Here is a 14,126-nt window from a genome sequence, read left to right on the forward strand (position 1 = left end):
GCGCCGAGCCGGCGGTCGCCGACCATGAGCGGCTTGCGCTTGAGCCGCTCGACCAGTCCCTCGATGGCGCTGTTGACCTCCTTGGTGTCCTTGCCGAGGTCACAGCCCTTCTTGACGCACCCGGCCAGGAACCGCTCGTAGAAGAGCTGGGAGGTGCGGGTGAGCTGCTTTGTAACCTCGACCACCGACTGCCGGGGGTTGAGCCCGGCGTCCAGCACCATCCGGCCGACCCGCTGGGGATGCAGCGTGGCGTAGACGCCGCCGAGGACGCTACCGAGGGACATGCCGTAGTAGGTGAGCTTGTTCTCTCCCAGCGCCGCGCGCAGCCGGTCCATGTCCCTGGCCGTGTCGCCCATGCCCGCGTGCGGCAGGATCCTGCCCGACTCCTTCTCACAGGTGCGGACGAAGTCGCCGGTCGCCTGCAGGTACGCCTTACGGTCGGCGGGGTTCACAACGCCCGGGTTGACGGCGAACAGGCGGTCGATCGAGGCTCCCGGGCCGCAGGTCACCGGGGAGGTGCCGCCCGAGCCGCGCGGGTCGAAACTGACCAGGTCGTAGTGTTCGCGCAGGGCCGCATACTTCTGGTGGCTCGCCGCCAGGTTGACGACACCGTTGCCGCCGCCGCCGAAGTTCATCACCAGCGAGCCGATCCTGGTGCCTGTGGCCTTCGCTCTGATCACCGCGACGTCGACGGTCCCGGCGCTCGGGTTGCCGTAGTCGAGCGGCACGGTCAGCTTGCCGCAGTCCAGGCCTGCGGTGGACACGGGCAGTCCGGTGCACGCCCCCCAGGAGATCGCGGGTGCCGTGGCGGCCGTACCGGTGGCCGTGTCTGCGATGGCACCGGTGGCCGGCAGGAGTCCCAGCGCGGCCACCATCGGCAGCACCAAAGACCTGGGTGATCGGAGGATCGACATGATCGCCTTCCGGGTTGAGGAATCTCTCCGCCGACCCTTCCAGCGGTGCTCCCGCGGCTCCTCCCCAATCGGGATGAAACCACTCGCCGGGTGGCCCTCCCCGCGACCGACGTCAAGATCCTGCGAATCGCTGGGAATCAAGAACCAAAGTCGATATGAGGGTGATACCAAAGTTTCAACAGCTGCTCTGGCACCTCGCCGTACCCGGTGGCCCGTGGTCAAGGATTTGGCCGCTGAGGCCGGGTCGGGGACGCCCTGGTCGAGAGGTCCGCGCAAGGGTGGCTCCGCGCAGGCGAATCCGCAACCTCCTGATCCATAACCTGAACACACCCTTGTTCGCGCACGCCGCCGCTGCCCTGGCCGCGGCGCCTGCTGGTCGGCCCCGTCTAGGGTGGGCGCATGGCCGAACGGCGTCCCTTGATCGCGCGCAGACTGCGACCGGGACACTGGGTCGCCGTCGACGCGTTCGCGGCCGTTGCCCTGGCCGCCGGGTTCTCGGTGCCGGCGGTGCTGGTGCCGGAGCCCGCCGGAGTGTCGCCGTATGCGGCCGTGCCGATGATCGCGCTGGCCTGCCTGCCGCTGGCAGGGCGGCGCCGGTGGCCGGTGCTGGTCTGCGCGCTGGTCCTGGTGGCGGCGGTGTTCGCGCCGTGCGTCGGGTGGGAGGAGGCGTTCGTGCCCTTGGCGGTCGCGCTGCACGCGGTGGCGCTGCTGGAAGCGCGCCGGACGGCGGTCGCGGCGCTGGTGGCCGCGCTGGCCGTGACCGCCGCCGGTGCCGCGATCGACGCGCCCTCGTGGACCGGGGCGGCGTCGGCGTGCGGATTCGCCTGGCTGGTGCTCGGTCTGGCGTGGACGATCGGGCTTGCCATACGGGAGCAGCGCGCATACGCCGAGCAGGCCGTCGCACGGTCGGCGCAGGCCGCGGCCACGGCGGAACGGCTGCGCATGGCTCGTGACGTGCACGACGTCGTCGCCCACAGCATGAGCCTGATTTCCATGCGAGCCGGCATCGCCAACCACGTCGCCGCCACGCACCCCGAGGAGGCGGGCGAGGCCCTGGCGATCATCGAGGAGACCAGCCGGAAGGCGCAGGCGGACCTGCGCCGCCTCCTCGGTCTGCTCCGCGACGCCTCCGGGGACCAGGACGGCCCGCCGTACACGCTGGACTCGCTGCGCGAGCTGGTCGCGGCGATTCCGGCCGGCGACGCTCGGGTGGAGCTCGACGTCGAGCCCGGCCTCACGCTCGGCGACGAGGCGGCCCTCGTCGTCTATCGCCTCGTGCAGGAGTCGCTGACCAACGTGCTCAAACACGCCGGCCCGGCCCGATGCCGGGTGGCCGTCGGCACCCGTGCGGAGCGCGAGCTGGTGGTCGAGGTCGTCGACGACGGTCGCGGGAGTACGCCGCGTGAGGGGGGCCACGGGCTGGCCGGGCTGGAAGAGCGGGTGACCCTGTACGGCGGAACGTTCTCGGCGGGACCGGAGCCGGGAGGCGGCTTCGCCGTTCGCGCAAGGCTGCTGTCGCCAGGCGGTTCCGGGGAGGACGAGAGGTGAGCACGTTCACGGTGCTGATCGCCGAGGACCAGGCGTTGCTGCGCGAGGGGCTGCGCAGGCTGATCGACACCGCCCCCGACCTGGAGGCCGTCGGCGACGCCGGGACAGGGGAGCAGGCGGTGGAACTGGCCCGCGGCCTCCGGCCCGACCTGGTGCTCATGGACGTCCGCATGCCCGGCCTCGACGGGATCAAGGCCACCGAGCTGATCCGGGCCGACCCGGTGACCGCCGAGACGCGGGTGGTGATGCTCACCACGTTCGATCTCGACGAGTACGTCTACGGGGCGTTGCGGGCCGGAGCCAGCGGATTCCTGCTGAAGGACACCCGGCCGGGCGACCTGCTGGAGGCGCTGCGCATTGTGGGGGAAGGACAGGCGCTGCTGGCCCCGTCGGTCACCACGCGGCTGATCGGTGAGTTCGCCCGGCGCGAGCCCCCCGGGATCCCGGCCCGGCTGGCGGCGGGGCTGACCCAGTTGTCCGGCCGAGAGCGGGAGGTGCTCGTGCTGGTGGCTCGAGGGCTGACCAACCCGCAGATAGCCGAGCGACTCGGCATCGGGCCGGCGACGGTCAAGACCCATGTCCGCAGCCTGCTGGCCAAGCTCGCCGCGCACGACCGGGCGCAACTCGTCATCGCCGCCTACGAGGGCGGCTTGGTCACGGCCGGCAGGTAGGCGCCCTCAGCGGCGGTAGGAGACCTCGGGAAAGGCGGCTGACGGGCCCTGCAGCAACGCCTGCGGACGGCCGCGCAGGTGCTGCTCGAAGAAGGCCAGCGGGTAGGCGCGCTGGAAGGCCAGCGCCCGCTCGGCCGGGATCGTGCCGACGACCTCCTCGAGCTGCTCCTTTCCCAGCCCCAGCGGCTCGGCCGACATGGGGATGAGCAGGACGTCGTCGCCGAAGGAGTTGTGCGCCGCCCCCTTGAGCGTCACGTTGAGCCGCCAGCCCCGCAATCCGTCCCAGAAGGTGCGCAGCGTCGGATTGGTCGCCATGCCGCCCTTCCCATCGGTGTCGACCACCATGTACGGCCGGTCGAGGCCGGACTGCGCGACCTTGCCGAAGACGGCGCCATCCAGGCCGAGCCCGGCCTTGATCCGCGGGTCGGCGTACATGGCGGAGGAGGTGGCCGCGCCGCCGAGCGAATGCCCGAACATTCCGATCCGCGCGAGGTCGAAGAGCGGCTTCCCGTTACGGCCGGGCAGCTTCTCCTCCAGAGAGGGCAGGCTGTCCAGGACGAAGCGCACGTCGGCCACCCGGACGTCGACTGCCTTGGCGAAGTCGGTCAGTTCGGCGCCCGCCTCTACTCGGCCTCCAGGGAACTCCACCACCGCCGCGTCATAGGGGTGATCGACGGTGACCACCGCGTACCCCTGGCTGGCCAGTTCCTCGACGACGCCAGTCCCGTACGCGCGCGAGGAGTTGGCGCCCGGCGAGTACAGGACGACCGGCAGCCTGCCCAGGCTCGTGTCGACGGGCGCGCCCTCGTGGCCGTCGGTCCTGTCCAGCAGGATCGAGCCCGGATCCAGGTCGTTCATCTTCAAGTACCGTTCCGCCGCCGCCTTTGGCATCCAGGGGGCGACCGGGTGGGCCTCCACGTCCCGGGCCGGGTACCACAGGCTGACCATCAGCTCCCGCTTCCTGCCGGAGCCGCTCCAGGGATCCGGGCGGGACTGGTCGACCAGGTGGACCGAGACGGTCCCCACCGGATGCGGGCCCGTCGGCTTTGCGACCGTCAGGCGCTGCGGTGGAGTTGAGCCGCATCCGGCCAGCGTGAGGGCCAGGGCGGTGATGATGAGTGCACGTTTCACCCTGTTCACGGTGCCGGTCGTGTACGGCTGCCGCCTCTGGCGTGGGGAGGATCTCCGGCTCAACCCAGGAGGGTAGAGCTCGACGAAGATCGTTTTCGAGGATGGCGCTCACGAACGAACCGCGCCTCAGCCCTGGCGCCAGTGTCACGGCTACCGCCGCCGAGGCCGCTGAGCCGATCAGTCCTCCCGGGTCAGAAACTGGTGGAGGCTCCGGCAGGCCCGGATCAGCGAGGTCGAACCGCGCTTCTTCGAGTGGGCGGCCACCTCGGGGATCTCGCCCCGCGCGCCGGTCCACGTGGCGATGTCGGTGGCCAGCACGACGGCGTCGGTGTGCGGACGCCGGGCCCGCTCCCCCTCCCTCGGGAGGAAGACGGCCAGGAAGTGGTGCAAGATCGTCCATACCTCGGCGTGCGCGCCCTGCTTGGCGGCCAGCTCCAGTGAGGGCAACGCGAGGTCGGCCTCGTAGCGGGTGCGGCGGCCGAGCAGGCCCAGCAGGCGGCCCGTCTCGGCGGCGGGGAGCGCGCCCTTGGCCGCCAGCTGAAGCAGTGGGGGCACCGCGTCGTCGCCCTCCACGGTGAGGAAGTAGGCCAGGACCAGCGCCGTCGCCGGGCCGGACGCGCCTTCGGCCAGGGTCAGGTTGCGGAGGTCGTCGATCGTGATGTCGGGCGGGTCGAAACGGCCGATCAGGCCGATCGCCAGATGGGCCGCCGCGAGCTCCCGGTGGTGGGGCGTCATGCCGGGCCAGAAGTGACGTGACACGCGCCGGAACGGGAGCGTCTCGGGCGCGGTCAGCAGGGCGTCGAGGTGGGCGAGACCGGTGGGCTCCACGGGTGGCCAGCTCACGTTGGCGATGCCGCGCCGGTCGAGGACGTGGTCGTCGTAGGGCACGACGCGGGAGCCGAGGTCGAGGGTCCAGGTCAGCTCCACCTCCGGGGGTGGGGGCGCGCCGCGCTCGAACCAGCGGGCCACCACCGCGGCGGCCGCCGAGCCGATGCCCTTCGCGCGTTCGGCCAGGCCGGGGGCGGGGTCGGGCGGGAGGCGTAACAGCGCCTGTTCCAGGTCCAGCGGGAGCGGTTCGCAGCCGGATTCCGCGCACACGGCCAGGCGGTTGAGCAAGGTCTCGGGGTCGAGGTGGCCGTCGGCGCGGGTGGGGGTGGCCAGCAGTACCGGGGGCAGGGCTCCGGCCTTCGCCGCGCGCAGGAGTTCGTCAAGGCGGGACAGGAGGAAGGCGTGGGGGCGGGCGCACTCCCGCAGGTGGGGGAGGCGGTTCCAGGGGGCGGGCGCAGGTCGCGCCTTCGGGTCGTAAAGGTCGGCGTCGTAAAAGTCGGCGTCATTAAGGTCGGCGTCGTAAAGGCCGGTCTGGACGTCGATCGTCCGCAGGATCTCCTCCTGTACGTAGTCGGGCATCTCGTGGAGCGGGACGATCGTGCGGAGACCGGGGAACAGCTGGAAGGCCGTGGCCGCGATGTTCACCATGCCGTCGTACAGGGCCTGCCCGAGGTCGCCGGACAGGCCGGGGAAGGCATGCTCCGCGTCGGCCCGCTGCTCGTCGGAGATCGTCTTCCGGTACGACGGGCGCTGCCTCGGCTGGCGGGACATGGGTGGCCCCGGATCTTCGCCGGGGCTGACGAGTTCCCTCGCCAGCGCGGTGCACCAGTCACGCGGGGACTGCCACGTCGGCGCGTCGTAGAGCACCGGCCGCAGGTGTTCGCCGAACCGCCGGGCCAGCGTTTCCTTCAGGGAGTCCGGGTTCGTATGTGCCTCCCGCGTGACCGCCGCCAGCCACGCCTCGACGCCGATCCAGCCGATCTCCTCCGGCGGGCCGCTCTCCAGGCCGGAGATGGGGAACGGGCCGGGGGTGGTGACCTCGGGCAGGCGGCCGGGGGTGAAGTCGCTGGTCCAGCCTTCGGTGAAGCGCTCGAAGAGCTGCCGGGCTGAGGCCGGGGGCAGGAGTTCGGCCGCCCCCAGGATCGGGGCGGGGTCGGTGAGGTGGTCGGCGTGCTTGAGGGTGAGGGTGACCGCGCGGTCGCGCACCTCGTGAGAGGCGTGCGCGTACGCGTTGGTCAGCGCGGTGACGTGGTCGGCCACACGTTCCGGTGTGGTGGCGAGGTCGCGGTCGAGCCAGGTCAGGCCCTTCACGGCGAGCTTGGCCTCTTGGCGGAAGGTCATCGCCTCGATGGCCTCGGCGACGTCCGTCGGGGCGAGCCGCGCCTGGCGCACCTGCTGCCAGGCCAGCTCGGCTACCGGGCCCGGCGCGGCGGGCAGCAGACGCAGGTAGTCGCGCAGCCGCCCGGCCGACTCCTCTGGCGTGGGCGCCACGAGCGTGTGCAGCCGGACGAAGAACCGCAGGTCCTGCGCGTCGCCGCCGAGCAGGAAACGGTTCACGCAGCCGGTGATGATCTGCTCGCGTGGCAGCGTGCGGGCGGCCAGGGCCAGCCAGCGGGACGGCTTCGGGGTGAGCGTCTCGTTGACCAGCGCCCGGCCCGCGCCGGCCGCCTCGAAGATCTTCGGAAGCAGGTGGGGCGTGAGCGGGTCCTTGGCCACGCCCACCGCCGACAACCAGGCCGCCACCAGCGGCTCGTGGTCGGGTGGGGTGGCCTCGGCGTCGCGCAGCAGTTCCAAGGCCAGCGGCACGATCCGGTCGTCGGGACGGCGGATGCGGCGCGCGAGCCGTACCGCCAGATCGGCGCGCCAGGCCACCGGGCGACCGGAGACCGCCTTCACCAGACGGTGCGGGCTCGGTGCGCCGGACCAGCGGGGATTGAGGTCGCGCTTCATCAACCAGGTGGCCACCCCGGCCGGGCCGGGAATGGTCGCCGCGCCCACCATCATCAGCACCTCGGACGGGCCGGTGACCTGATCGTTGGCGCTCCAGTTGAAGGCGTCCCAGCCGACAGTGGCGGCCGGCAGCGGGCTCTCGCGGAGCTCGGCGAGCAGGCCCGGCAACTCGGCGGCGACGGTGGCCCGCTCGGCGTCGGTGAGCTTCGGCAACCGCAACGCCAGGCCCTCGGCGTCGCGGTTGAGCACGAGATTCCTGATCTCGGTACGGATGTCGTCAGAGGTCATGACGTGGCTCCGGTGAGCTGGGCGTGGAGGCGCTTGCACTCGTGGACGAAGCGGATCGTCCGGCGGCTCTGCGCGAACTCGCCGACGACCGGGATCTCCCCGCGCGCGCCGGTCCAACGTGCCACGTCGACGGCGAAGGCGACGAGTTCGGTGTGGGTCACGGTGATGCGCTGCCCCTCGCCCGGCAACATCCCGGGCAGCAGAGCGCGCAGGATGCGCCACACCTCGTGGTGGCCGCCGGCGTCGGCCAGCTCGGTCAGGGCCGCGATGGCGGGGCGGGTCTCCCGCCAGGTGCGGCGCAGCACCAGCGCGAGCTGGCGGCCGATCGCCTCGGCGGGCAGCTCGCCCCTGGCGGCCATGCTCAGGACCAGCGGGATCATGCCGGGCACGCTGTCGGCCAGGAAATAGGCGAGGATCACCGCCATGGACTCGCCCGTCGGACCCTGGGCGATCTCCAGGCCGGTGATCTCCGTGGGCGTCACCCACGCGCCCCAGCGGCCGCGTAGCAGGAAGGGCAGGAAGTTGACGGCCACGACCTCGCGGTGCGAGGGCAGCATGGCGGGCCACGCCCGGAGCGTGCTGCCGAACTCGTCGACCGTCCAATCGAACGGCTGACGCAGCAGCACCTCGTCGATCAGCCGATGGCCGGTCGGGGCCGTCACCCGCACCACCGGCTGCAGCCTGACCTCGGTGAAGTGCTCCGGTTCGCCGTCGCCGAACTCCACCATGGACGCGCCGACCATGTGGCGCCACACGTGGCCACACTCGGGGTCGGCCATGCCGTCACCGGCGAGCCAGCGTGCGGCCGAGCGCGCCGCCTCCGAGTCGACCTTGGCGGCCCGGTCGGCCGCGGCCTGGTGGCTGCCCCGGGGCAACCGCAGCAGCGCCTGCGCCAGGTCAGCCGGGGGCGGCTCCACCCCGGCGGCGGCGCAGGTCTCCAGCCGGTCGACCAGCACGTCAGGGTCGAGGTGGCCGCTCATCCAGGTCGGCGTGGCCAGCAGCACGGGCGGCAGGGTGCCGTTTCGGAGGGCCTCGGCGAGTTCCGCGTAGCGGTGCAGCAGGAAATCGTGGGGCGGGGAGACGCGATTGGGGTGGGGCAGCTGGTTGCGCCGCCGCCACTCGTCGTGCTCGGGCAACTCCTTGGGCATGAAGGAACGCAGCCGGGGTGGGACGAAGACGACGGTCACCTCCACGAGCGGCTCGCTTGGGCCCGGCGGGGGCACCTGCTGCTCCGCCCGCATCGCCGCGATCCGGGCGGGGTCCACGCCGAGCTCGGCCATGCGCTCGTAGGCGCGGTCAAGGATGAAGGACGGCATGGCCTCCACGGAGTCGTCGTACAGGACGCCAGGCCTCGTCCGCACCGGACGGAGGCGATCCGGCAGCCTGTCGTCGTAGATCTCCTCGTCCTCCTCCTCGCCCGGCTCGTCGTCGGCGCCGAAATGCCACGGCTGCTCGACGTCGGTGGGGGAGCCGTACAGGTGGATCCGGCCCCTGGCGAAGGGGATCTGCCGATGGCCCTCGTGGGCCACCGCTCCGTCCGGGCCGTCGTCGCTGGTCCAGGTGATGAAGAAGGCGCGCAGCGGGGTGTCGTCGTCGAGGTAGCGCCCAGGCCGGTAGGCGCCGCCCACCATGATCCGCCGGGGCCTCGGCTCCGGGTCGGGCTCCTCGCCACGGGTGAGGGCGCGTACTCCCACGGAGTGGTTCGCGTTGTCCCAGAACTTCTCCGGTTCGATCGGCGGCAGCTCCGGCACGCTCCCGGGAGTGACGAGCTCGGCGGACAGCGCCGACTGCCAGTCGTCGGGGTCGAGGCGCACCGCCCTGGACCGCCAGTAACCCTGGTCCTGCTCGACGTGGGGCTTGAGCTTGCGGCGCAGTTTCGCCCGGTCGTCGGCGATCCCGGCGACGAAGGCCGCCAGCCAGCGCTCCTGGCCGATCCAACGCTCGTGGTAGGAGGGGGAGATCGACGGCTCGGGGAACCGCCGCGCCTCCGGCAGCTCGGGCAGCGGCGGGAACTCCTTCTGCTCCAGCAGTTCCTCGACCGGGGTCTCCCCGCCGAACTGCTCGGCCAGCTTCGCGCCGAGGTCGGCGGGGAGGTGGCGGACGCCGTCGAGGATCGCCTCGGCGTGGTCGGCGAACAGGTCGGCGTATTTCAGGGTCAACTCGGCCGCGCGGTTGCGCACGTCGAAGGACTTGTGCGCGTACGCCGTGGTCAGCGCGGTCACGAAGTCGGCGGCCGCCTCGGGCGTGGCCCGGATCGCCTGGTCGAGCCAGCGCAGGCCCGTGGCGGCGAGCTTGGCCTCGTCCCGGAAGGTGAGCGCGTCGACCGCCTCGACCAGGTCGGCGTGGTCGAGCGGCATCGCCCCGCGCACCTGCCCGGCGGCGAGCTCGGCGACCGTGCCCGGAGCCGACGGCAACAACCGCAGGTAGTCACGCAGGCGGGGCGCGGACTCCGCGGGCGTGGGGTCGAGGAGCATGTGCAGCCGGACGAAGAACCGCAGGTCCTGCGCCTCGCCGCCGCGTAGGAAACGGCTCACGCAACCGTCGAGCACCCGCTCCCTGGGCAGCTCGCGGGCGGCGGCGGCCAGCCAGCGTGTCGGCCGGGGCTCCAGCCGCTCGTCACGGAGGGCGCGGCCCGCGCCGTCGGCGTCGAAGACACGAGGCAGCAGCACGGGGGTCAGCGGGTCATCGGCCACGCTCGGCGCGGTCAGCCAGGCGGCCACCAGCGGGTCGTGGTCGGGCGGCACGGCGCCGGACTCGCGCAGCAGAGCCACGGCCAGCGGCGCGATGCGGTCGGAGGGCCGGCGCAGCCGCTGGGCCAGCCGGACCGCGACATCGCGACGCCACTCCCAGGGGCGGGTGGCCGCCACCCGGCACACCTGGGCGACGTTGGGGTCCTCGGCCCAGCGGCGGTTGACGTCGCGGCTGGTCATCCACGTCACGGCGGCCGCCGGGCCGGTGATGACGCCGACACCGGTCAGCAGCAGCGCGTCGGCCAGTTTGTCGAGCAGGTCGCCGACCTCCCAGGAGGCCATCTCCTCGAAGTCGTCGGGATGCTGGGCCCGCACCTGCTCGGTGCGGGCGCGGCGCAGCTCCTTGACGAGGCCGGGCAACCGCCCACCCAGCTCGGCGCGCTCCTCCTCGGTGAGCGTGACCAGCCGGTCGGTCAGGCGGGTGACCTGGTTGCGAGTGACCAGGTCGCAGATCTCCGTCCAGAGAGTCATCGGGAGACCTCCACGGCGGCGCGGGCGACGATCCGGGCGGCCAGCACGTGTTTGCACGGCCCGCGGGAGCCGCGATGGTCCCACCACCACTCGCAGGTGCAGGAGCCGTCGGCCAGCGAGACCCGGCGCGCGCCGCCCGAGGTGTGGACGGTGGCCAACTCGCCTTCGAGGTGCACGGCGCCCGCGTCGGCGAGCTTGCGCGCCTTGGCCAGCCGCGGGTTGAGCAGGATCACGTTGTCCTTGTCATAGGGCAGCTCACGGTGGAAGTGGGCGGCCTCCGACAGGTCGTAGCCGACCCGGCCGGCGACGCCGAGCTGCGTCAGCGCGGCCCGCACCCGGTCGGCGGGGATGCCCGCGCGGTCGGCCAGCAGGCCGATCTCGACCTCGGGTTCGAAGTTGAGCAGCATGCCCACTACGTCGGCGTCGTTCTCGGCCTCGTCAGTGGCCAGGTCGTCGAGCACCGCGCCCTCGCCGGAGAAGCCGCGCCAGCGCTCGGGCGAGAGGGTGAGTGTGTAGCGCATCCCCGGCAGCTCCAGCTCCCAGGCGCTGGAGGCGGCGTCGGCCGGGCCGTACACCCGGAGGGATTTCGCGAAGCGCAGCAGCGGCAGGAGGGTGCCGAGCCGATTGGGGCCGGCGAGCTGGACCGAGCCCGGAACCTGACGGTCGGAGACCTTCAGCTCACGCCCCGCCTGCGCCACCCACACCGTGCCCTTCTTGGGCAGCCCGCGCAGGAACCGCACCGCCGCCATGCCGGTCAGCTCACCGCGCTGGTCCATGCCCGAGGCGATGACCTGCACCTCGGCGAATCCGCGTAACCAGCGCTCGGGCAGCGGCACTTTCTTCTCCACCACCGCGCCGTCCATCGTGGTCACGACCAGCTCGTCGAGCCCGACCCCCAGGTGCAACGGGTCACGCGCGCCGATGCGCGCCAGCGCCTCCCGGAGCGGCGCGTTCACGTCGACGTTGGTGGTGCCCCGGTCGAACACCTCGCCGTCGAGCGCGCCGTTCAGCAGATCAAGCCGGGCGTACACGCCGCCACAGGCCGAGAACGACTCGAACCGCAACCGGTCTCCGTTGCACGTCACCACCGGGTCGCGCACCCAGCCGGGCCGCGCCTGCGGCTGGTGGTAGCGGGCCAGCGCCACGTCGGCGACGCCGAGGAGGGCCGCCGCGGCGGGGGCCGCCTGGGTCACCACGCCGCTGAAGAACCGGGGGGCCACGGCCGGGCCGGACAGGGCCCGCCCGCCGGAGGTCGCCAGTCCGAGACGACCGTCGACAAGGGAGGAGGGCGCGGCGTACGTGTACGCCTGCGTCGCTGAAGTCATGGCCGGGACGTTAGATCGCCCCGCCGACAAAACCGGTGCGGCAGCTGGGCGCCAGGGATTCCTGAACCTACGGATCAAAAGTCGATCTTGGGCCGTTCTGGAGAGTTCAAAGCAGTTCAGCGGGCATGTACGGTCCACCCTGAACGGCTCTGAGTTCCCCTGAACTGCAACTGGAAATGTAATTGGGCGGGCTCTGGCTCATCGGGCCTTCTGACCTTGATCAATCCCGCTACGCTCCGGCCGGCCGAAATTGTCGGTGACGGACTCTACGCTTCCCGCCCATGAGCAGAGACGAGTCTTCTGTCGTGCACACGAAGCGGATGGATGTGGAGGTGGAGGACTGTGGTCAGGTCTATCTCCTGGATCGGGGGGACTATGAGGCCGCCGACAGGCCAGATGGCTCACCGACTCACTCCGTTGGGCTCATTAAAGTGGAGGGGAGAGGCGTTGCCACTCTTGACATCGCCACGCAGTGGGGGGTGATTCCCTTCACGGTGACTGTCGCCGACCGGGATCCGGGTTCTGACCTTGACGGCTATGAGGACATCGTGGAGATCAGTTTTGAGTCCCCGTCGGGCGAGGTTTTCCTCGTGGGATGGCTCATGGATTGGGACGATGAAAAGGCGCACAGCCTTTCCCCGCTGCTTTCTGGTCCCGGTACGTATCGCTTGCGGTATCACGTCCGAGGAATGGATGAAGAGCGCTGCTCGGTAGATGATCACTACCTCCAGATATGGCCTGCGCCACAGCATGATTCGGCCGTGCTGAAAACTACGAGCGAAACCTTCCAGTGCTTTCTGAAGCCTGAAGCCTGACTTGAAACGAACCCGCTCCGTCAGCTTGGGAATTGCATGGATCACGGTTCGTAGGATCGCTGACCTGGGCTTCGGGTCGGCGGTGACCGACCGTGGTTGACCCCTCGTCACCCTGGCTAATCGCACGACGATCAAGAATGTGAGCCTATGGAGGACTACCAGCGCGCGCTGATCGGCCGCATGGTCGAGCGCCTCGACCTGTACGCCTCGGGCCAGACATCGCTGCCAAAGCTGGTTGAAGATCTCCGGGGACTGTTTGAAGCCTCGGACCCTCGTGAGCTTGAGATCAGAGACTCGTTTCAGTGGCTGTGGGGTGATCTCGATGCCGAGTGCGAGTTGAGGACCCAGCCATGGGCGCCCGTTGGGGCAGCTGACGATGATCGCTTGGCTGGCGCGATCGGCGAACTGCGTTTGTGGGCTACGCGAGTAGCCGGGGGCGAACTTCTCGCGCGCTCGCGCACACCTCCGCCTTCCTGATCTCCCCGTGTGCCGTCGACCCGCCCGAAGGGAAGCGGGCCAAGGCCGCCGGGTCCAGGTGGAGTGCCCCACTGGACGAACGATCTGGACCCGGCGGTCTTGGTCTGCTCAGTTTGTCCCGGGTCGATGGCGGGCGGTGTGATCAGGCCCCTACCTCAGCCCTCTACGGCCGGCCACGAGGCCCTTGGTCACCCCGGAGCCGAAGTGCCCCCGCCGAAGGCATGGTTGTCGCGGGTTTGCCTGGCTACAGTCGCCGTGGTGGCTCAGGATCTTTTCCCACTTGATCGGCCTACTGCGGACATGCGGGTCGTTCAGGTGATCCTGGGGCACTCCCAGCTCCTCACGGAGGATCTGGCAATTGACCTGGCTGGATGATTTATCGGCACCCGTAGCTTCAAGACCTTGAATTACTGCCCGGACTTCCCCGGCCGCTTCGGCTCGATACAGGACGCCCGCTCCTCCTGCCAGGGCTTACAACCACGAGCACTACCACTCCGGGATCGGCTACCACCACCCCGTTGACGTCCGCTACGGCCGCGCCGCCGCCGTTCGCGACCGACGCATCCAGGTTCTGGCCGCAGTCCAGGCCGCCCATCCCGAACGCTTCGCCAGCGCGGGGCGCCCGACCCCACCCGGCCTGCCCGGACCGGCATGGATCAACAAACCCCAACCCGTCACCCGGACCGAACAGGAGCACACGCCAGAGAAAGACGGCACAGAATTAGCCCGGCTCAGCTGCCTCGATCAAATTCACAGGTTCCGGGTCGCCCACGTGATCGACCTTGAATCACCCGCACGAGGGATTACCGCGACTCCGGGCCAACCATAACCTCCTCCCTGTTCGTTGCAAGCGGCTCCCGCATCCGGGCTGGGTGCGGGCCCGACCGCAGGGGGACGACGCGGGTCGAGAAATGCGTGAAGTCACCACCACGGGTCGCCGTGTCGCCCGGTACGACTG

General features: G+C 70.9%; 9 protein-coding genes. 4 read left to right on the plus strand and 5 right to left on the minus strand.

Translation table 11 applies throughout. From position 1 onward, the window contains the following. A partial coding sequence (locus AB0I59_RS41730) for an alpha/beta fold hydrolase (RefSeq protein ID WP_358142537.1) occupies nt 1-914 on the minus strand: 914 nt, incomplete at its 3' end. A 399-nt stretch (nt 915-1,313) separates the two neighbouring features. Here AB0I59_RS41730 and AB0I59_RS41735 point away from each other — a divergent pair. Both AB0I59_RS41735 and AB0I59_RS41740 read left to right on the plus strand, forming a co-directional pair. Then, the gene (locus AB0I59_RS41735; protein WP_358142540.1) at nt 1,314-2,462 is read left to right on the plus strand and encodes a sensor histidine kinase; all 1,149 of its coding nucleotides are present in this window, start codon (nt 1,314-1,316) and stop codon (nt 2,460-2,462) included. After that, nucleotides 2,459-3,133, plus strand: coding sequence for a response regulator (locus AB0I59_RS41740; RefSeq protein WP_358142543.1), 675 nt, complete (start codon nt 2,459-2,461; stop codon nt 3,131-3,133). The genes AB0I59_RS41735 and AB0I59_RS41740 overlap by 4 nt, the downstream gene beginning before the upstream one ends. Nucleotides 3,134-3,139: 6 nt before the next feature. On the opposite strand, the gene AB0I59_RS41745 is transcribed toward AB0I59_RS41740, so the two are convergent. From AB0I59_RS41745 to AB0I59_RS41760, 4 genes are all read right to left on the minus strand, one after another. After that, entirely contained in the window at nt 3,140-4,264 is a 1,125-nt protein-coding gene (locus tag AB0I59_RS41745) for an alpha/beta hydrolase family protein (RefSeq protein WP_358142546.1), read from the minus strand. Between the two features lie 177 nt (nt 4,265-4,441). After that, nucleotides 4,442-7,330 (minus strand): hypothetical protein, encoded by a 2,889-nt coding sequence (locus tag AB0I59_RS41750; RefSeq protein WP_358142549.1) that lies wholly within the window; start codon nt 7,328-7,330, stop codon nt 4,442-4,444. Then, complete coding sequence (locus tag AB0I59_RS41755) at nt 7,327-10,551, minus strand: DUF7824 domain-containing protein (protein ID WP_358142552.1); 3,225 nt, start codon at nt 10,549-10,551, stop codon at nt 7,327-7,329. The genes AB0I59_RS41750 and AB0I59_RS41755 overlap by 4 nt, the downstream gene beginning before the upstream one ends. Continuing rightward, nucleotides 10,548-11,876 (minus strand): SWIM zinc finger family protein, encoded by a 1,329-nt coding sequence (locus tag AB0I59_RS41760; RefSeq protein ID WP_061261656.1) that lies wholly within the window; start codon nt 11,874-11,876, stop codon nt 10,548-10,550. The genes AB0I59_RS41755 and AB0I59_RS41760 overlap by 4 nt, the downstream gene beginning before the upstream one ends. Before the next feature lie 281 nt (nt 11,877-12,157). On the opposite strand from AB0I59_RS41760, the gene AB0I59_RS41765 reads away from it, so the two are divergent. Both AB0I59_RS41765 and AB0I59_RS41770 read left to right on the plus strand, forming a co-directional pair. After that, nucleotides 12,158-12,691, plus strand: coding sequence for a hypothetical protein (locus AB0I59_RS41765; protein WP_358142555.1), 534 nt, complete (start codon nt 12,158-12,160; stop codon nt 12,689-12,691). 147 nt (nt 12,692-12,838) lie between these two features. Further along, complete coding sequence (locus AB0I59_RS41770) at nt 12,839-13,168, plus strand: hypothetical protein (RefSeq protein ID WP_358142558.1); 330 nt, start codon at nt 12,839-12,841, stop codon at nt 13,166-13,168. Nucleotides 13,169-14,126: the final 958 nt, after the last annotated feature.

The organism is Microtetraspora glauca, assembly GCF_040656155.1.
GTDB lineage: Bacteria > Actinomycetota > Actinomycetes > Streptosporangiales > Streptosporangiaceae > Microtetraspora > Microtetraspora glauca.